General features: G+C 46.1%; 19 protein-coding genes and 1 riboswitch. Of the genes, 5 read left to right on the forward strand and 14 right to left on the reverse strand.

What is annotated here, in order from left to right; translation table 11 throughout:
* Positions 1–71 precede the first annotated feature (71 nt).
* A complete protein-coding gene (locus tag AC0C66_RS16090; RefSeq protein ID WP_014112714.1) occupies positions 72–893 on the forward strand; it encodes a manganese catalase in 822 nt (273 codons plus the stop codon).
* Positions 894–929: 36 nt separating this feature from the next.
* On the opposite strand, the gene AC0C66_RS16095 is transcribed toward AC0C66_RS16090, so the two are convergent.
* From AC0C66_RS16095 to AC0C66_RS16110, 4 genes are all read right to left on the reverse strand, one after another.
* Positions 930–1274 (reverse strand): YdbC family protein, encoded by a 345-nt coding sequence (locus AC0C66_RS16095; RefSeq protein ID WP_072181700.1) that lies wholly within the window; start codon positions 1272–1274, stop codon positions 930–932.
* A gap of 9 nt (positions 1275–1283) precedes the next feature.
* A complete protein-coding gene (locus AC0C66_RS16100; RefSeq protein WP_072181701.1) occupies positions 1284–1625 on the reverse strand; it encodes a cupin domain-containing protein in 342 nt (113 codons plus the stop codon).
* A gap of 135 nt (positions 1626–1760) precedes the next feature.
* Positions 1761–2132: a glucose starvation-inducible protein GsiB gene (gene gsiB, locus AC0C66_RS16105; RefSeq protein ID WP_014112711.1), complete on the reverse strand. Its 372-nt coding sequence runs from the start codon at positions 2130–2132 to the stop codon at positions 1761–1763.
* A gap of 128 nt (positions 2133–2260) precedes the next feature.
* Positions 2261–3079 (reverse strand): EcsC family protein, encoded by an 819-nt coding sequence (locus tag AC0C66_RS16110; protein WP_090557300.1) that lies wholly within the window; start codon positions 3077–3079, stop codon positions 2261–2263.
* A gap of 117 nt (positions 3080–3196) precedes the next feature.
* Between AC0C66_RS16110 and AC0C66_RS16115 the strand changes: the two genes are divergently transcribed.
* From AC0C66_RS16115 to AC0C66_RS16130, 4 genes are all read left to right on the forward strand, one after another.
* A complete protein-coding gene (locus AC0C66_RS16115) occupies positions 3197–3649 on the forward strand; it encodes a DUF2188 domain-containing protein (RefSeq protein WP_114150927.1) in 453 nt (150 codons plus the stop codon).
* 77 nt (positions 3650–3726) lie between these two features.
* Positions 3727–3984 carry a GlsB/YeaQ/YmgE family stress response membrane protein gene (locus AC0C66_RS16120; RefSeq protein ID WP_014112708.1) on the forward strand — a complete coding sequence of 86 codons (258 nt, stop codon included), beginning with the start codon at positions 3727–3729 and terminating at the stop codon, positions 3982–3984.
* Positions 3985–4212: 228 nt separating this feature from the next.
* Positions 4213–5490 carry an Nramp family divalent metal transporter gene (locus tag AC0C66_RS16125; RefSeq protein ID WP_072181703.1) on the forward strand — a complete coding sequence of 426 codons (1278 nt, stop codon included), beginning with the start codon at positions 4213–4215 and terminating at the stop codon, positions 5488–5490.
* A gap of 102 nt (positions 5491–5592) precedes the next feature.
* Entirely contained in the window at positions 5593–5859 is a 267-nt protein-coding gene (locus AC0C66_RS16130; protein ID WP_461845837.1) for a hypothetical protein, read from the forward strand.
* Positions 5860–5861: 2 nt separating this feature from the next.
* Here AC0C66_RS16130 and AC0C66_RS16135 read toward each other — a convergent pair whose 3' ends face one another.
* From AC0C66_RS16135 to AC0C66_RS16180, 10 genes are all read right to left on the reverse strand, one after another.
* Positions 5862–6059 carry a hypothetical protein gene (locus AC0C66_RS16135; protein WP_072181704.1) on the reverse strand — a complete coding sequence of 66 codons (198 nt, stop codon included), beginning with the start codon at positions 6057–6059 and terminating at the stop codon, positions 5862–5864.
* 96 nt (positions 6060–6155) lie between these two features.
* The gene (locus tag AC0C66_RS16140; protein ID WP_079288473.1) at positions 6156–7880 is read right to left on the reverse strand and encodes a pyruvate oxidase; all 1725 of its coding nucleotides are present in this window, start codon (positions 7878–7880) and stop codon (positions 6156–6158) included.
* Between the two features lie 66 nt (positions 7881–7946).
* On the reverse strand, positions 7947–8396 hold the full coding sequence (locus AC0C66_RS16145; protein WP_090557302.1) for an NUDIX hydrolase: 450 nt from the start codon (positions 8394–8396) through the stop codon (positions 7947–7949).
* Between the two features lie 57 nt (positions 8397–8453).
* Positions 8454–10277 (reverse strand): potassium transporter KimA, encoded by a 1824-nt coding sequence (kimA, locus tag AC0C66_RS16150; RefSeq protein ID WP_061186226.1) that lies wholly within the window; start codon positions 10275–10277, stop codon positions 8454–8456.
* A 193-nt stretch (positions 10278–10470) separates the two neighbouring features.
* A riboswitch (cyclic di-AMP (ydaO/yuaA leader) is annotated at positions 10471–10614 on the reverse strand.
* A 133-nt stretch (positions 10615–10747) separates the two neighbouring features.
* Positions 10748–12859: a cellulose biosynthesis cyclic di-GMP-binding regulatory protein BcsB gene (locus AC0C66_RS16155; RefSeq protein WP_461845827.1), complete on the reverse strand. Its 2112-nt coding sequence runs from the start codon at positions 12857–12859 to the stop codon at positions 10748–10750.
* A gap of 5 nt (positions 12860–12864) precedes the next feature.
* Entirely contained in the window at positions 12865–14127 is a 1263-nt protein-coding gene (locus tag AC0C66_RS16160; RefSeq protein WP_014112700.1) for a glycosyltransferase family 2 protein, read from the reverse strand.
* A complete protein-coding gene (locus AC0C66_RS16165) occupies positions 14120–15829 on the reverse strand; it encodes a DUF2334 domain-containing protein (protein ID WP_472973647.1) in 1710 nt (569 codons plus the stop codon). Before AC0C66_RS16165 ends, AC0C66_RS16160 begins: the two co-directional genes overlap by 8 nt.
* Before the next feature lie 10 nt (positions 15830–15839).
* Entirely contained in the window at positions 15840–16691 is an 852-nt protein-coding gene (gene epsK, locus AC0C66_RS16170; RefSeq protein ID WP_072181709.1) for a cyclic-di-GMP receptor EpsK, read from the reverse strand.
* Positions 16672–17760 (reverse strand): glycosyl hydrolase family 8, encoded by a 1089-nt coding sequence (locus AC0C66_RS16175; protein ID WP_072565759.1) that lies wholly within the window; start codon positions 17758–17760, stop codon positions 16672–16674. The genes epsK and AC0C66_RS16175 overlap by 20 nt, the downstream gene beginning before the upstream one ends.
* Positions 17761–17963: 203 nt before the next feature.
* Positions 17964–20150, reverse strand: a complete 2187-nt coding sequence (locus AC0C66_RS16180) for a DNA topoisomerase III (protein WP_014112696.1) — start codon at positions 20148–20150, stop codon at positions 17964–17966.
* Between the last annotated feature and the right edge of the window lie 5 nt (positions 20151–20155).

The raw sequence follows: 20155 nt of genomic DNA on the forward strand, positions 1-20155 counted from the left end.
CGCTGTTTTTCGTTTATCTTTCAATTGATCGGAAATATAAATAGAGATAAACGAAAAAAGGAGATGGAAACATGTTTAAGCATACGAAAAAGCTGCAGCATCCTGCTAAACCAGATCGTCCAGATCCATTATTCGCTAAAAAAATGCAAGAAATTTTAGGCGGGCAATTCGGAGAAATTTCTGTTGCCATGCAATACTTATTTCAAGGCTGGAATACAAGAGGAAATGAAAAATACAAGGATTTGCTGATGGATACGGCAACTGAGGAACTCGGGCATGTTGAAATGATCGCTACGATGATTGCCAGACTTCTTGAGGATGCCCCGCTTGATCAGCAGGAAAAAGCCGCTGAAGATCCGGTCATCGGCTCCATCCTGGGCGGCATGAACCCTCACCATGCAATTGTATCAGGACTTGGCGCCATGCCGGAAAGCAGTACAGGCGTACCTTGGAGCGGCGGCTATATCGTAGCAAGCGGAAACCTGCTGGCAGACTTCCGCGCCAATCTGAATGCGGAATCACAAGGCCGTCTGCAGGTTGCACGCCTGTTTGAAATGACGGATGACAAAGGCGTTAAAGATATGCTCAGCTTCCTGCTGGCGCGTGACACGATGCACCAAAATCAATGGCTCGCTGCCATTAAAGAATTAGAAGCACAAGAAGGCCCGATTGTGCCGGGGACCTTCCCGAAAGCACTCGAAAAACAAGAGTTCTCGCATCAGCTTATCAATTTCTCTGAAGGCGAGGAAAGCGCCGAGCAAACCTGGCTGAACGAAAAAGCGCCGGATGGAGAAGCCTTTGAATATGTGAAAGAAGCTAAAGCTTTTGGAGAAAAACCGGAATTAAAACCAGCACCGCCTTTTGTTCATGATACGCTTCCGGGACGCGAGTAAAGACACAAGCCCAAAACATGATGTTTTGGGCTTTCATTATGCCTTCAGAACCGTCCAGTCTGGTTCGTGCCGGATGTCAGAGTTATGTAACAGATCGTGAATGAACGGTTCACCCTCTTCGTACAGCTTCACTTCTATCGAAAGAATCACTGCCTTCTGTTCATTTTCCTCGTATATGCTGTCATGTTCGTTCTCCATAAAATGATCATAGGCAGCTCTGTTCTCCCAAACGCTGATGATTTCTGCGGTGAACAGCCCATCTGCTGTTTTCCGCCAGCCGCCGGCCTGTTTGATGAAGCCACTTACATGTGATAATGCTCCCCACTGTGACTGCGCTTTTGAAAATGCTTCAGCCTTTGCAGCGTCTACTTCACATACAATCTTTTTTTATCAGCATGGCAATTCCTCTATGATGACTGTTTTCGCTTGTGTATGCTCGACACAGAGATTCACCGTTCTGACGTAAGAGCGCGTGCGGTGAACCGTTCCTTTTGGGATCAGCAGGCTGTCATTTGCTTTGAGTACCGCGGTTTCTTTGTCCTTAAAATCGATCAGCAGTTCACCTTCAAGAACAATGAATAATTCATCTGAGTCAGGGTGATGGTGCCAGTCATATTCTCCTGTAAACACAGCGAGGCGCACACAGTGGTCGTTGACCTCTGAGATTGGAAAATTGGCGTATTTTTCTTTGACTTCATTGGCGATGGCGAGCAAATTTTGCATCTCGGACATTAGCGAAAACCCCTTTTTTCACTTATTGTATCGCAATACCGGCATAAATTGAGAAAATTCCTAAAATAAAAAAGCGATCCAGCTGATGTGCCGGATCGCTTTTTATCTACAGGTTGTCTGCCTTTATGCTTTTGATTAGTCGTTGTTGCGGGCGTTTCCGCCTTTTGAGCCAATTTCTTGATAGAATTCTTTATCGTGATTTTTGCTTGTTGCCTCTCCGCCTTTACGGCCGATTTCTTGATAGAATTCTTTGTCATGATTTTCGCTAGTGGCTTCTCCGCCTTTTTCGCCGATTTCTTGGTAGAACTCTTTGTCATGGTTTTGGCTAGTGGCTTCTCCGCCTTTTTCGCCGATTTCTTGATAGAATTCTTTGTCATGGTTTTCGCTAGTGGCTTCTCCGCCTTTTTTGCCAATCTCTTGATAGAATTCTTTATCATGGTTTTTGCTTGTTGTTTCTCCGCCTTTTCTACCTGCTTCTTCTCTGCTCATTTTGTTATCGTCTGCCATTTTGAATTCCTCCTTTAATTGGTGTTGGTTGTTGTTTTCCCGCTATCAATTCTTTTAAACAAACAAAGCACATTGGGTGTGTTTCCACTAAAAAAAGCAGGCGGAGCGCGTTGTCCGTCTGCTTTCTTCTATTCCATCTCTTGTTCTGTTTCTTTCAGCCGCTCAAGAATGCGCCTCTTTTTATATAGCATCATGCCCGTTTCGGTAATGTCGTTTAATGTTGAGCGATTGGCTGCCGCGCCAAAGACCATTCCCGCGACCGGCACTAGTTGAAAAAGCTTTTTCCAGCCAAACGTGTCGCGATATCCTAATACGACTTCACGCCAGCCTTGGATTTGAGAAGCGACATTCTTATATGTACGATCTTGATCATAGTCTTTTAATTCTTGCAAAATCGATTTTTTGCCGACAACCTCAGCCGATGTCAGCTGCAAACATTTTACGATGAAGACACGCTCTTTTTTCTCCTTTGGGTCATAGCCGTAAGCAACAGCGATATCCTGTAACGTTTTTAACGACAGACCAAGCACGGCCGGAATGTCTGCCGCCAGCGTAAACACACCGCCCACACCCGTTGTCGCGCCTTGTACGGTTGCCGTGTTGATTCTGTTTTTGCCCATTCCTTCCGCAATTTCATCCATGACAGGCAGAGGCGCTTTTCGGACGTCCTCCAAAGACTCAAAGGTTTGCTCCGGCAGCTTCTTTTGAAACGTTTTGATAATCTGTTTTTCCGATGTCAGATACTGTCCTCCTGTTTGAACAAAGCTGCCGACCTCATCCAAAAGCTTGCCGATCTTTTTCTGAATGAATTCCGGCGTCAGCTTGTCCAGCAGCTGAAACGGGAGACGGCTGAGCTTTTCCCAAAACCAGACTTTTTGCTGATCTTTTTCCCATTTTTCTATTTCTTTTAATTGCTGATGTAAGTCTTCTTTAAGTTCAGGTGTCACCCAACTCGCACTTCCCTTCCGTTTTTTCTACTATATAGTATACCTTCATTTTCCCGAAAACGTTTTTATTTTTCACCTGCGGGTACCATTTTTATAAAAGGAAAAGGAGTGATGGACATGCCTTGGTCGATGAAGGATTATCCCGCTTCATTAAAAAATCTTGAGAAGCCGGTACAGAAAAAAGCAATTGAAATTGCGAATGCGATGATTGATGAGGGCTATGAGGACGGACGCGCGATTCCGATTGCGACAAGCAAAGCAAAGGAATGGGCGGAAAACGCCTATAAAGAAGAAATTGATGATTTCCTCAAGCATGATGATGAGACAGAACGCGATGAAGATTCAAGCAGTGGCAACGGCCCAGAGCTTATGGATAAAGCTGAGCATGTCATCAAGCATAAAAACGGCTGGGCGGTCAAAGCCGAGGGTGCCAAACGTGTCTCTGAGATCAAAGATACAAAGAAAGATGCGATTGAACGGGCAAAGGAAATTGCAGCACATAAAGGCACTGAGGTGATTGTTCATTTGGCTGACGGCAGCGTGCAGAGAAAAATTAAAGCAGAATCATAAAGCGATATGCTTTTCGGTGTTTCAGGTTTGGCATAAGCGGTTATTGATTGATAAATCATTTATGAGAGGTGAGTATAATGATTAGCTTTTTGGTTTCATTAGTTGTTGCGATCGTAATCGGATTAATCGGAAGCGCCATCGTAGGAAACCGGATGCCGGGAGGAATTTTCGGTTCTATGATTGCCGGGCTGATCGGTGCTTGGATCGGACACGGACTCCTTGGCACTTGGGGACCGAGCCTCGCTGGCTTTGCTATTTTCCCAGCCATCATCGGGGCTGCCATCTTCGTGTTCTTGCTGGGCCTCGTATTCCGCGGGCTGCGTAAGGAAGCCTAGACTCATTTCATACAGGAGGCATCGTTTCGAACTGAAACGATGTCTTTTTATATGGGACCTTATCCGAATCCCTACATATCATGTTACATAACAGGGAAAAATTTATGAAAGTACTTTGAACATTTTCGGTTGACAATAAACCGGGATGGTCATATGATGTAGATAAAATAATTTGCCTCAAGGAAACTCTTTGTTGTTTGGCAAAAACAATCAGAATTCAGGTGAGACATGATGAACAAGGACATCACAGCACAAACTCCCCGTTCCAAAGCAGTCCAAGATGCGCTTGACGGGAAAATCAAAGGATTCAGAGGGCTGCTTCCTTTTCTGGGCCCAGCATTTATAGCAGCCATCGCCTATATTGATCCCGGCAACTTCGCAACGAATATATCAGCGGGTTCTAAATACGGATATATGTTGCTATGGGTGATTTTATTTTCGAATATCATGGCGCTTTTAATCCAATCACTATCCGCCAAACTCGGTATTGCGACAGGCAAAAATCTGCCTGAGGTTGCCCGCGAAGAATTTCCAAAACCCGTCTCCATTGGATTATGGATTCAGGGCGAGCTGGTCATTATCGCAACTGATCTGGCGGAATTTATCGGGGCGGCTCTGGGACTGTATTTGCTGTTTGGCATCCCGATGCTTGAAGCGTCTATTATAGCGGCGATCGGTTCTTTCGCGATATTGGAGCTTCAGCGCCGCGGTTATCGCTCACTTGAAGCCGGCATTGCCGGTATGCTATTTGTAGTGGTGATCGCCTTTGCGTTGCAGACCTTTTTCGCAAAGCCTGATGCCGCGTCAGTGATGAAGGGCCTTTTTGTCCCGGCGTTTCATGGCACTGACAGTGTGCTTCTTGCAGCGGGTATTCTCGGCGCAACCGTTATGCCGCACGCCATTTATTTACACTCTGCCCTTACACAGCGGCGGGTGGTTGGCAAAACTGATACTGAACGGAAAAAAATCTTCAGATTTGAATTTATTGATATTTTAATAGCGATGCTGATTGCAGGAGCTATTAATGCAAGTATGCTGATTGTGGCTGCTGCATTATTCTTCAAAAACGGCCTGTTTGTCGAGGATCTCGATGTCGCATATCAACAATTCGGACATCTTGTCAGCCCTGTGTCAGCGGCTTTATTCGGAATCGGGCTGCTCGTTGCCGGACTATCCAGTTCGTCAGTCGGCACACTTTCAGGCGACGTGATCATGCAGGGATTTATCAACTATCGCATCCCGCTGTATGTACGGCGGTTTATCACGATTATTCCGCCGATCTTGATCATCGCATCAGGCGTCAATCCGACGACCGCTCTCGTACTGAGCCAGGTCGTGCTGTCCTTCGGCATCGCCTTTGCCTTAATCCCGCTTATTATGTTTACAAGCAATAAACGGATTATGGGGTCACTGATCAACGCCAAATGGGTCACAGTGGTTTCTTGGCTGATTGCTGTATTGATCGTTGCTTTGAATGTATTTTTAATTGTTGATACGTTTCGTTAAAAAAACCGGCTGCTAAGCCGGTTTTGATTTTTCGCAAAAGCTCATTGATACCCTTTTTTACAGAAATTTGTTATGATAGAAGAAAAAATCGGAGTTTTGATGATGTCAGTATTTATTCTGTTTTATTTGTGGATTGTCCCTATTGTAATCGGAATTTTATGTTCTGTTGTTGCCTATAAATCCAAAGGAAAAGTGAGAGTCGCGCCCGGCATTGCCATGATCGTGCTCAGTATCATTTCCTTGATCACCGCGTTTACGGCCGGACACACGAATTTCCACGTGTTTATCGGCGGCATGTTTTTATTCGGCACCTTCTTGGTTGGTTCTGCTTTTCCTTTCTTTTTCGGGCTTAAGAAAAAAGAGAAATAAACTTATAAAGAAGCGAACTCTGCAAGATTTGAAAAGAAACATACGAAACATAAAAGGACAAATGCGCTGATCTTTTTGCTTTGAAAGAAGATGCATTTGTCCTTTTGTCCGTTTTGAGCATGGCGAAAATCATGACAGGCTGCATAAATCATTCCTGCTGATCCTAATAAGTACACCACTAATTTTATGGATTCAAACATACTTTCCTCCTTTATTTGCAATGTAATGTTATGATAACTAAAAATACATTTGTTTCCAATGCATAAAAACAAGGGCCTCAAAAGGCCCCTGTTTTTTTAGAATAACCGCTTTAAACTTTTCTTCAGTGACGGCATTTCGATATTTTGGTTTTCGAAGAAATTTTTCAGCATGTATTTGCTGAAGCCTTTTGCCTGCCCGTAGGTGATTTTGCCAGGCAGCGGCGGTTCGTTTCCAATCATGACATCCACAACGACCGGTTGGTCAGCATGCAACGCCTCGTGGAAAGCGGGTGCAAGCTCTTCCGCTTTGGTCACCTTGATGCCCTTTGCTCCGCAGCTTTCTGCAAATGCGGCATAGTCGACATTTTGAAGCTTTGTGACATAGTCGATATTGCCTTTGACCTGCTGCTCGTACTCGATCATGCCGAGGTTTTCATTGTTTAAAATGACGACGGTGATTGGGAGCTTGTATTTGACGGCGGTCGGGAGATCCTGCATGACCATGGAAAAGCCCCCGTCACCACAGACGGCGATGGCCTGGCGCTCCGGTTCGGACAAGCTTGCTGCGATTGCTCCCGGCAGGCCGCAGCCCATTGTCGCAAGCCAGCTGGAAACGATGAAATCCTGGTTCGCGTTCATTTTGAAATGCCGCGCCATCCAGACTGTCACAGTGCCGACATCTACAGAGAGCACCGCATCATCGGCTGCCGCTTCCTGAAGACGTGCCACGACCTGCTGGGGTTTGAGCGGTGTTTCCGCCTCGGCCTCATCTTTTTCGATTTCGTTCCACCAATGCTGCATATGTTCCGTGCAGGCATTCAGGAATCTTCTGTCTTCCTTCCGTTCAATATACTCCGTTAACTCACGCAGGCCGAGAGTCGAATCACAGACAAGTCCCGCTGTCACCGGATAGCGTTTTCCGATTTTCGCCGGGTCTGAATCGAGCTGGATCGCCGGCGTGTCATCAGGCAAATAATCGCGGTACGGGAATGAAGTCCCGAGCATAATTAATAAATCACATTCCTCCATTGCCTCGTAGGCCGGCTTTGTGCCGATTTGCCCGAGGTTGCCGAGAAAATGCGGGTGCTTATCGGGGACGACGCCTTTTGCCGGGAGCGTGACAACGATCGGGGCTGCAGCTTTGTCCGCAAACTCCTGAAGCTCCCGTTTCGCCTTTTTCATTCCCTGCCCCGCCAAGATAATAGGCTTCTTGGCGTTATTTATATATTGCGCGCAAGTGACAAGCTGTTCTTTTTTCGGTTCAAGGTTCCCTTCAATATACACTGGTGAGGTGTACACGGGCTCATGTTTGATTTTCTCCGCAAACAAATCATCAGACACGCTTAATACCGCAACGCCTTTTTTGCTGTAGGCGGTGCGTATTGCCTGGTTCAAGAGATCCGGCAGTGATTCCGCACTATGTACCTCTCTATTGAACACAGCCACGTCTTCAAACATTTGCTCAAGCTTGATCTCCTGAAAATAATCCCGTCCGACTTCGCCTGATGAAACCTGTCCTGCAATTGCCAGCACAGGGGCGCCGTCCGCTTTTGCATCATATAAACCATTTAATAAGTGCACTGCACCCGGCCCTGCGATTGACAGGCAGACGCCGATCTTGCCGGTGAGTTTTGCCTCAGCCGCGGCCGCCAGCGCTGCTACCTCTTCATGGCGGGTTTGAATGAATTTCAATTGATTTCTTTCATGTCTTAATTCCTCGATAAACTCATTTATACTGTCTCCAGGGATGCCGTAAACATGATCAACTCCCCATTGTTCAAGCAGTTCTGTCATTGCTTGTCCTGCAGTTTTGTGTGCCATGCCGTATCCTCCTTTTTCCTTTTTTCAATACCACAGGAGAAACACTTTAAAACCCGGAGACCTTTATCACTTGCCCAGTCTTCTTTTCAACAGGTCGATCACCGCAAGCATACCTCTGTCCTTGAGGGTGATGGTTGTATCTAGAGCGCCATTCACGAAATCTTTGATTTGCCTTTTTCGGTTCGGCACCATAAAAAGCGGCAAACGCTGCGGAGAAAACCACTTCAATTCCGCTGTCTCCATCCCGTTCGCTATCGCTTGTCCGCCTGTTATGTGTCCGGCAAATACATGCTGCTCATCTTGAAACTTTGGCCTTTGATAGACACCTATTTTCGCAGAAAGCACTGCGCTGTATCCCGTTTCTTCCAATACCTCCCGAACTGCCGCTGCCTCAGCCGTTTCCCCGGGATCGATCCTGCCGCCCGGCAGATCCCATAAAGGGACATCCTTTCGTTTAACCAGCAGAATCTGCTGATTGTTGTTCAACACGATCACAAATGCACCTTGTGTATACATTGCATTTCTCCTTTTCCCGCAAAAAAAGACCAAGGTGATTCCCTTGGTCCTAGAGCTTTACTTTTTAAAATGATACGGCAGTGTGGCAACCATTATGTCCTTTTTCCAGAACAGCCGGACTCTGAGGAGGAAGGCCGATTGGTTGTGAAGGATGGTGTGCCAGCGTTTTTTCGTAATAAATTGCGGAAACAGCACCATGACGGAAAACTGCTCCTTCTTCGCTTTTGCCTCAACTGTTTCCAAAAACTTATCAAACGGATGGACGAGGCTTCTGTACGAGGAGTGAAGCGTAACGAGACGCACTCCGTTATTGAGCTCTTCCCAGCGTTTTTCGAATTTCTTTTCCTGTTCTCTGTCAAATGACACGTGAACGGCGATCACCTGATCGGACAGTGATTTCGCATAGTGAATCGATTTTTGCACGACGGTGGTGACACCAGCTACAGGCACAATCACAACCGTGCCTTTGATTTCTTCTGGCTCTTTGTCTACGATGCGAAGCTGTTCACCGACAGCTGTGTAGTGATTTTCAATCGCAAAAAACAGCAAAACGACGATAGGCATAAAGATTAACACAGGCCATACAACATTAAACTTCGTCACAAACAGGATCGACAGAACCATAAACGAAATCAAAGCGCCGCAGGAGTTGATCAGCATTTTTCCGATCCACCCTTTTGGTTTTTGCTTAATCCATTTTATGCACATGCCGGTTTGCGAAAGCGTAAATGGAATAAATACGCCCACAGCATATAACGGGATTAAATGCTCTGTCTGTCCTCCGAATAGCAGGATGAGCACAATCGAAGCAACGCCTAAAAAGATAATCCCATTTGAGAAGCCTAAGCGGTCGCCTCTGACTGTAAACATACGCGGCATGTACTGGTCTCTCGCCAGGTTGAAGGCAAGCTGCGGGAAGGCTGAAAATCCCGTATTTGCCGCAAGGACCAAAATAAGTGATGTGACACCTTGGATCACATAGTAGAACACATTCCGCCCGAAGGTTTCAGACGCAATTTGTGAAACCACCGTTTCATCGGGCTTCGGCGCCGTTCCATAGCCGTATGCGAGCACCGTGATCCCAGAAAACAGAATCGCCAGCAAAATGCCCATCATTGCAAGAGTTCTAGCCGCGTTTCGCGCAGGCGGGTTTTTGAAAGCAGGAATCGCGTTAGAAATGGCCTCAACCCCGGTCAAAGCCGAGCAGCCCGAAGAAAAAGCCTTGAGCAGCAAAAACAGCGTAATGCCGGCTACAGGTGTACCGAGCGGTGTATGATGGACTGGCTGGTCTATTTGCCCTGTCATGAGTTTAAACAACCCGACTGCTATCAAAACCAAAAGTGCCACCACAAACAGATAAACCGGATAGGCAAGAATCGATGCTGATTCCGAAAGCCCGCGCAGGTTCAAAATCATAATGACTAAAACAAGTAAAACAGCAATCGGCACATGATAATCATGCAATACAGGAAAGGCCGACGTGATAGCGTCCGTTCCTGCGGAAATACTTACCGCTACCGTTAAAATATAATCGACAAGCAGTGAACCGCCTGCGATCAATCCCGGCTTTTCACCGAGGTTTTCTTTCGACACAACATACGCTCCGCCGCCCTGCGGGTAAGCGTAAATAATTTGCCTGTATGAAAGAATCAGTGCGAGCAGCAATATGAGGACGCCAATCGCAATCGGAATGGAGTACCAAAATGCAGCAGCACTGATTGTTGCCAAAATGATTAAAATTTGTTCTGTGCCGTATGCGACAGATGAAAGCGCATCTGAGGAAAGCATCGCTAAGGCTTTTAATTTCGTCAGTTTTTGCTCTCCAGCTGCTTGAGATTTTAGTGGTTTCCCAATCAAAAAACGTTTGATTGAATGATACATCGATGTCTTCCCCTTTTAATTTCTCATTTTTCAATTAAAACAATAAAAACATCAGCATCTAGCTCTCACATTTTGTAATAGTCCTTTCTGCTATGATGTCTCTGTATGCGATTTGCATTCTAAAAATGAACAGCAAAAAACACAGAGGCAAACGGATGCCCCTGTGCCATCACATCGAACACAGGTTTCATTCATCTCCTCTCACGAACGCTTACGAGGTTAGCTGACGGATTCGGGCATATGAGAGTTTGCCCTACCTAAAAGGATTCACCCCAACGGCAAAAAAGCCGTTCTAATGGGTCCCCCGCTCTGATTTCAGATTAAGCGATTGTTTTCTAAAAGAGATCATACTCCCGTTCCTGCACGTTGTAAAGAGGCTTATTGGCCGGGCGAAAAAAATAAAATGATAGGTTCCACAAATGGAATTTACATACCAAAAATAAAAAAACAGAGGCTAGATTGCCTCTGTTTTATTCTGTATCTGTCTTTCTTTTTCTTCGTCTTACGGCAACCCAAATGAACACAGCCGCAATCACCATAATAAGTGCCAGCACACCAATATACAGCCATTTCTGGCTATTATCCTGTGATGATTGCTCTGCGCTGGAACTGTTAGTTTCAGATTTAAGCTGCTGGTGGTTTGTAAACACCTGCTGGCTGGTGGTTTCGTTAACGACGGTTGCCGAGTCATCGGTACTATTCAGATAACTGATGATCTCTTTCGTGACAGCCGTGCCAGTTCCTTTTGATGGTGCAAAGACAGCCATTGTGTAGCGTGTATCCCAAGGAGATGCTTGAGTAAATGCCACTCGTTTTGTTGTCTCATTCAGCATCTCAAAACCTGATACATCAAACGAGCCGTTCTTTGTTTGCGGAACAAGCAGATCTGATGATTTCTCCTTCAGAAGAGAAAATTGATCGATACCCCCTATGAAAATGAGGTTCCGCCCTTTGGCATCATTTGCTGTTACATCAGATGATTTTTTCACCGTATATGAGTGCTGCGCTTCACTGCCGAAGGACTCCGTTACGAGAGAAAGTTCCGCAAGCTTCGATTGGCTTACGGTGTCAGGAAGCACGATTAGCGTTGTTTGTTCCTGATTTCCAGCGTAAGGAAGCGGCCACTCTTGGAAATCCGCTGACGGAGACATATCTTTGATGGCGTAAGACAATGTACTGCTTTTATCGATAAAGACCCACTTTTCTTCATCAGTGGTGTTGCAAGGATTGTTTTCCTTTAGCCCAGTCGTAACGAACTGAATATCAATGTAGCGGTTTTTTTGCAGCAGTTTAGGGTCCACTTTTACCATGACATGATAGAATCCGTTTTTATCTTCTTTTCCTAAATCATCAAGCCGGACCGAGTGCGGCTGGCCATTGATCATGATCTTCAGTTCTGCCGCCTGAGAAACCGATTCGTTTTCCGCCGTTAAGGCTTGAATCGTTTCGGACTTCTTCAGCTTGAGCGACAGCTTTGCTGATTGGTTTTGGTCTAAAACCGCCGAAGCTGGATAAAAGTAATGTGCAGAAGAAGTTTTGTCAGCTCCAATTGTGATATCACCCGCTCCAAAATTCTCGAGAGTCAGCTTATTGCTTTCTTTTTTTTCTGCCTGCTTCAGCTTGCTGATTGAGAGTGTGTCGCCGCTGAGCTGGCCTGTATAAGTCTGATCCGTGATGACACTGATTTTTTCAGTGATTACATCATCGGATGACGCTTGCGCAAACAGAACCGGCTGCTGCTTGCCCTCTGCTTTCAGCACCCGCTCCGCAAGCAGGAGCTTGTCTCCTTTTGCCTGTAAGCCGGCTTGTTTCATCAGCTTTTTCACCTTGCCGTCCCAATGCTTGTCCACGCCGATGAAAATCGTCGGCTTGTCGATTTTCTTCAGTTCAGATTCCGTAACATACGAAATGCTGACACTGCTGTCCGCCGTTTTCAAATAGCCTTCTGTTTTAACTGCAGCTTCAATTTCGGCCGAACTTGGGTCATCCGGAATGACGATGACGGTTTCTTCCGCTGTATTTCCCGATTGGGCGAAAGGATATGGATAATGGTCCAGCGACGTTCCCTTCGCTTCACTGCTGTCCGCCAGCGTCAGGCGGCTGTCCGGATAAATTTTGATCCAGTTGCCGGACGTATCCTGTCTGACGCAAACGCCCTCTTTCATCACGCCGTAAAATTTCAGCGATACGTTGTGATAGCCTTGGGCAGACTGGCTTTTATTCAGGTTTAGCTTTACTGTTTTCCGTTTGGAATCACCATCAAGCTTTAACGTTTTGACCGGTTCATCGTCAATGACAGCCGTTAACGATGATGGAGAAATTAAAAGATTTGATGCCTCGTATTCAATCACCAATTGTTGGTTGCCGGAAGAGGCGCCTGCCGGGATCTGATACGTCAGCTCCGCGCTGTCTTTTGATCCGTACAGTGTAATCAGGTCGCTTGTCAGCACCTGCTGTTTGGCTTGTTCTTGGCTGCTTTTTCCGAGGAGCAAACCGCTGACCTCCACCTCTTTGGCAAAAGCCGTTTGTCCGGCCATCGCCATGAGCATGAAGCTTGTGAGAAAAATCATTATTTGTTTCAAAAAGGTCACCCGCTTTTATGTTGATTGTATCGTTCTGTTTTGTACCATTTGACCTCCTGCTTGAATAAACGGTGCTTGATTTCTACGAATAAAGAATAGATGACCAGCACAATCCATGCCTGCGAGTATGTAAAGTACATGAGAAATACGATAAAAAAGTTTTGCCTGTTCATTTCTGTTTTTTCAATGCTCAACGTAATCATGACCTCTGTCATAAATAAGAAGAACGCCAAAATCCAGAGAATCATTGCCAAAAAACCGACCGACAAATGCAAATCATAAAACAGATTCACTACAAATATCGTATTTGACATGATCACGCCAAAGAAAAACAGAAAGTACGTAAAGAAAAAATAAAACAAATCAAAGATAATCCGTTTTCGTTTCAGCTTGAAAAACTGCGCCAAAAATTTCAGCACAACATATTGATTGCCGCGCGCCCATCTGGTGCGCTGGCGCCACCACACCTTCCACGTTTCCGGCTCCTGCTCCCAAGTGATGGCGGCAGGGAAAAAGCGGATGTGGTAGCCAAGGTTATACACCCGGATCGTCAGCTCGGTATCCTCAGCAAGCGCTTTGTCATCCCAGCCCCCGAGCTTTTCGATAATGCTTCTGCGGATCGCGAAGTTGGTGCCTGGGATAGTGGCGATTTTGAACCACTTCCATCTGCCTCCCTGGGCCATCCATTGAAAACAGATCGTTTCGATATTAATAAACTTCGTCAGCAGCGTCTTTGCCGCATTGATGACGCGGAATTTCCCAACCACGGCGCCTGCCTTTTCGTCATTCATCAGGCCGAGCACAAGGTAGTACACGGCCATTTTCTCAGGCGTGTTGTCGGCGTCATATACACAGATCACATCGCCGTTTGATTCGGCAAAACCAGAGTTAAGTGCAGAGGATTTGCCTTTTCCTGCGTTTGGCGGCTTCGTAATCACCATTTTGATGAAATCGTATTTCTCGGAAAATTCATTGACGATATCACCCGTCCGGTCTGATGAATTGTCATTAACGACGATAATCTCCAGACGGTCCTTCGGATAATAAAGGTTGACCATCGCCTTCAGCGTCTGCCGAATCACAACCTCTTCGTTATGCGCCGGGATGAGAACACTAACCTTTGGCAGCTCCTTCATGTTTTCTCTCCACTTCGGGATGTCCCGTTCGAAGGTCATATAGTGGCGAAATCCGCCCTGCATGAGAAACATGTGGTAGAGAAGCATAACCCATATTAAACTTAGCGAGATAAAAAACAGCGTATTACCCAAGGCTTCTTCTCTCCTTAAAAATTCGTTTTTTCAATGTGGCTCTCAAGTAAAATGTATAACTGACAAACATGACGACAAATAAGAGCACGATTGCGGAGAGAATCCATAACGCCTTTTCCAGAGGGGTTTGCCGATGATGATCGAAAAACTCGTCAATGGCGCTTACGCCGTTTTTCACCTGAATCGTTCCGTCACCGCTTGTATGGATTTCCACTTTGTCTGTTTTGACGGTTTGTTTCGTTTTCTTTAAATCAAGCCATTCACTGTCTGGAATGCGTTCCATTTGATCAACCAGCTCCGGCAGATATTTCATCCCGAGATACGGGTGATAAAATCCTCCGGCTACTCCACCTTCAAAATCAATCATCTGGGAGATGTGCTCCTCCATATCGCCGAGCGGGTTTTGCTTAGATGTATCGACAAAGCCGATCGTTTCCGGATACAGCGTCATGCCGTGCAACATCGAAGGAGCACTCACAAACGGGGGTGCACCGGATGTTTTCCACGTTGTGCTGCTGAGCTGAACCTGGCCGAATATGCTTGTAAAATACTGCGAGGCGATCTGATAGCCATATTCGGACATCGTGTAATGCGGGGCTTCAAATGCAAGCGGGTAGAGACCCGATGATGTCAAATCCTCAATAGCGCGCGTCAGTTTTTGCTTTGTATACGTTTCTTCCTTTTCACGAAATGGTTTTAGATAGCTGTTATAGGCGTGTTCGTTCGGAAAGTCCTGCTCTTTTTCCAAAATGGATGGGGTGTCTTCGGCATTTCCAGATGTAATCGGCTGATCCGCCTTTGCATCCCAAAATTCAAAGCCCTCTCCTGTTTCACTGTAGCGATAGGCGTGTGTATAGCCGTGAACAATGATACTGCCGCCCATGCTTTGCAGCTTTTTCAGCACCTGGACCATCTTCGGTTTATCAGACAAATACACTTTGTCGCCTGTTTCCGGATTCAAGTAAACGGGAATCACTGCCAGGATAAAAGGAACATGCCTCTTATGCAGATATGTACCGGCTTGAAGCAGCAATTTTTCATCAGACATCGGGCTGATATCCTCGAGACGCAAATACAATAACGTCGCCCCCGCCTTCTCACCGAAAACTTCTCTGAGCTGTTTCGCCACGATCAAATTGTCATTCAACAAATTCGTTAATCCAATGTACACATTGTCTTTTTTTGTTTTCCATATAAAAGAATGCGTTTTGCCGTCACCGGCTTTGAAGGTATAAAGCGCCTTTCCTTTCAGGCCTGATACGCTCAGCACGTTAAGCCCGCTCTCCAGAGATACCTCGGCCTTTTCCGACCTGCTGTGGACCTGGTACACATTTTCTTTGCGGGCTAATGAAAGCCCGGAAAATTGGCTGATTTGGCCAGCGTTATAGCCGATGGCGACAACAGGTTTTTTTACGTTGCTGATAAGAGATACTAATTTTTTGCTGAGCTTTCTTTTCGTTTGGCCGTAATAAATCACATGGTCTTTGCCTTTGAAATCCGACTCTTCCACGTCTGAATCTTTTTTGACGGTCACATGGGATGTAAAGTGGCCCGCAAGCAAATCGAGCATTTTGACTTGAGACGACTCTTTGCCGTCCAAGGTTGAATAGATGATGAGGATGCCGGCATCCGGCTCTTTCGCTTGTCCGGAAACGGGAAAAGATGCAATAGCCGAAAGCAGAAGCATTATGACGCAGAGCAGCGTGATTCCTTTATAATTCATTCATCATCATCTCGTTTTCCAGTTCTTCTAAAAATTGATCAGCTGTTTTGATATCTTTACGGTAAGGCAAGTAGCAGACGTGGAACGTGAGCGACACATACTTTCCATTTTCCAGCTGATACGTGTCTAATTGTTTTTTCAGCTTTGTCAGGACGGCCGGCATATGTTCAGCTGGCGTGTGCGTCAGCACGATCCCGATACGCTCGTCAGAGGGGCGGAATTTCTTATCCGTTTCCCTGACGCTTGACCTGATTTGCTGACTGACATATTGGAAGAGACGGTCTGTTTCTTTTTCACCGTACAAAGACTTAAACTCTTTGAAATAATGCATATGCAGCAGCAAAAACACGAAAGAATTGCCGTAGCGCTCCGCCCGCTTGATTTCCTCTGAAAGTTCCAGCTTCATCCTCTGCTTGTTATCAAATCCGGTCACTCTGTCCACAGCGACAAAGCTTTTGATTTCGGATTGAAGCCGTGTAACTGATCGCCGAAGCTCTGCTGCAATATCGTGGATTCTTCCTGATATAAAAGAAAACAGCAAAAGCGCAATTCCCCACACGACAAGCATTCGCAGCCCTTCCTCAGCCGGAAACAGCGCAGCCTGTCCAGTCTGGAAAAACATCATTAAGGTACCGAGAACAAAGAGTACGATTAAGGTCACTGCCAGCGCGTAAATCGGGCCGAACCAGATCCCTGCGGCGATGACGACAAACGTGATGCAAATGATCAGAGCGCCTTCCGATTGCTGGGCTGACACATAATAAATAAACAGAGACAGGGCTGCAATGAGCCCTGAAAAATAAGCAAATAATTTTTGTGATTCATTGAATGATATTTTCATTAAAAAGCTTCCTTTCGGCTAACAGCGGCAGCAGATTGTCAAAAGAATGCGTCTGAGTGCCGCTCATATAGCCTCCATAATACGATTTCACCGGATCATGAATTTCAAAGTCACTCATTCTGTCATATATGGCTTTGATGACAGAGCTGTCTTCATGCTGTTTCGTTAAAAATAATACGGCTAATGCGTATACGGATGGCGACTCATATTGGACGGCAGGCTCCTTCGTATCTGCCGAATATCGTCCGTACAGCTTTCCGTTTGTCTGAAATTCCTGCTTGATCCAGTCCGCTAAAACAGCGGCATTTTCATTCCCTTCCGGCAAATGCCAAGCAGCGTACAGCTGATCAATCAGGTTGATTTCACTATCATACGTGTATTCCTTCGTGACAGAGCTGTATGTTTTCGGCAAAAAGCCATTTTTTAAAGGAGCTGAATAGAGAACATTGGCATTCCGCTGTTCCGTTTCTTCATCTATGATTCCATTCTTCTTTAAGACAGCTAATGCATCAGGCATGACGTATGAAATCGTCACATCCTTTGAAGCGGCCTGTGAGTCGTAAAAGTCTGTAAATAATCCGTTGTTCATATTGTATGTCTTCAAAGCCGTGCCGATATCCCGGGCCGTTTGCGCGTAGTCGCTGCGGCCCCATTTTGCGGCAGCTTGGTCAAGAGACAGCATAATTCTCATATCATCTATCAGCGCATTCGTCCCGCTCGCTTGGCCGTTTTGGATCTTCCACGTTACCAAGTGATTGCTCAGCAGAAATGAATCCGTCAGATGCTGATATTGATCCTGGAAATGCGGGGCATCATTTTTGCTGACCAAAAACTCCATCCACAGGCCAAGAGATTCTGATAGATACGAAGGCTGTTCTGAAAAATCGGTTTTGATTAACCCTTGGTCATTCATTAGATTGTGATAGATGAAATACTCTGCCGGCTGGAGCGGGCTGGTGTTCATTTCTGCTGTTGACTGATTTTGGGTCTTGTTTCCAGCTTCAACACACCCTGCGGAAAGTCCGATAGATAAGAAGAATAAGATGACAGCAATTAACAGATGCCTCACAGGCAAATCCCCCTTTGTCGCCCGAAACGAATCAGACGCTCACAAATATATATAGACGAAAATATGACTGCCATGTTACAAAGTACATTTACTATAAAAGAAAAAAATGCAGATTGCTAGCTTTTTTTTTTCCTTTTTGATCAATAAAAAAACGGGACCTAAGTCCAATAGAAAAACCTGTGCGATATGCACAGGTTTTTCTATTATTTATCCAAACCGAGTTTCTTCAGCTGTTCTGCCAGCGCGTTGTTAATCGGCTCTTCTTTATTATTTTGTTTTTTCATATAAGAGGAAACGTCCCGTTTGGAAGCGCGCCCTTTGTCTTTGTTTTTTCGTTTTTCAAATACGGAAAGCTTCTCACGGTGCCCGCAGACACACGCGAAGGTCTGGCCCTCGCCTTGGCCGCGAAGCTCCATTTTTTTATGGCAGTTCGGGCAGCGCGCGTTTGTTTTTCGGGCAATCGTTTTTCTGCTTCCGCATTCACGGTCTTGGCACACGAGCATCGTGCCGCGTTTGCCGTTTACCTTCAGCATCATTTTGCCGCATTCCGGACATGCCGTTCCCGTGACGTTGTCGTGTCTGAAGGTTTGGCTGCTGTTTTTGATTTCTTTTACCGTTTGGTTAGCATAAGCCTTCATGTCTTTAATAAAGACAGATGATTTTAATTTGCCGGCGGCGATCGCAGACAGCTTTTGCTCCCATTCTGCCGTTAAGGCCGGTGATTTCAGATCCTCCGGAACAAGCTGCAGGAGCTGTTTTCCTTTAGAAGTGATAAAAATATCTTTGTCTTTTTTCTCTATTAAAAAGCTGTTGAACAGTTTTTCAATAATGTCGGCACGTGTTGCCACCGTGCCGAGGCCGCCTGTTTCTCCAAGCGTTTTGACGAGGCCTTTTTCTTCTCCCTGCATAAAGGCGCTTGGGTTTTCCATCGCTGACAGCAGGGTCCCTTCGTTAAAGCGGGCAGGCGGCTTCGTTTGGCCGTTTGTTTCAGTTAACATGCGGACGGTAAGAGCATCGCCTTTTTGAAGGGCAGGGAGTGTCTGATCTCTGTCATCCTCCTGCTCATCATCCTCATCCGCCATGTCATAAACGGCTTTCCACCCTTGTGACTGCACGGTTTTGCCTTTCGCCGTAAAGGTTTCTCCGCCGATTTCAGCGATGACCTTTGTTTCCTCATATTCAAATGCCGGCATTAATACAGCAAGGAAACGTTTCGCAATCAGGTCATACAGCTTCCGTTCTTTATCACTCAGACTGCTGAGAACGAGCGGCTCTTCGGTCGGGATAATTGCGTGGTGGTCTGATACCTTCGCATCATTGACGTAGCCTTTATGAGATTTGATGCCGCGTTTTTTAATTTGGCTGACATATTGGGCATACGGTTTTACTTCCATACCTTCCAGACGGTCTTTTAACGTCGGGACGATGTCACTGGATAAAAATCTTGAGTCCGTCCGCGGATATGTGACGAGCTTATGCTGCTCATACAGCTTCTGCAGCACAGAAAGCGTTTCTTTGGCTGAAAATCCGAAGCGCTTGTGGGCGTCACGCTGAAGCTCCGTTAAATCATAAAGCGCAGGTGCAAAGCTTTTTTTCGCTGTTTTTTTCAGCTCAGCAATGACCGCTTGTTTTCCTTCGAGGTCTTTTAGCAAACGGCTAGTTACGTCTTGATTGAACGTTCTCGTCTGTTTTGATTTTTTATCCTGCCACGTCAGCGTCATGCCATCGACCGCCGCGCGGATGCCGTAATATGGAACCGGCGTAAACGCTTGAATGTCCGCCTCCCGCTTTGCAATCATAGCAAGCGTTGGGGTCTGTACACGGCCGCATGATAGCTGGGCATTGAATTTTGTGGTGAGTGCACGGGTCGCGTTAATTCCCACAATCCAATCCGCTTCCGCTCTGGCGACGGCAGAATGATACAGGTTTTCATATTCTTTGCCGCTGCGCAGCTTTTGAAAGCCTTCTTTGATCGCTTTATCTGTCACAGATGAAATCCACAGCCGCTTGATCGGCTTACGGACATTTGCTTTTTCAATGATCCAGCGCGCAACAAGCTCCCCTTCCCGGCCTGCATCAGTCGCGATGACAATCTGATTGACGTCTTTACGGGTAAGCTGCGATTTGACCGCATTGAACTGTTTTCCGGTTTTCTTAATCACAACAAGCTTTAATGGTTCTGGGATAATCGGCAGATCCTCCAGCCGCCATGATTGAAATTCTTTTCCGTAGCCTTCCGGATCAGCAAGTGTCACCAAATGGCCCAAAGCCCATGTAACAATATATTGATCGCCTTCGAGATAACCGTTTCCTTTTTTATGGCACTTCAGCACCCGGGCCAAATCCCGGCCGACTGAAGGTTTTTCAGCTAATACAACTGTTTTTGACATGCTTG

The organism is Bacillus sp. VA13 (assembly GCF_055710085.1).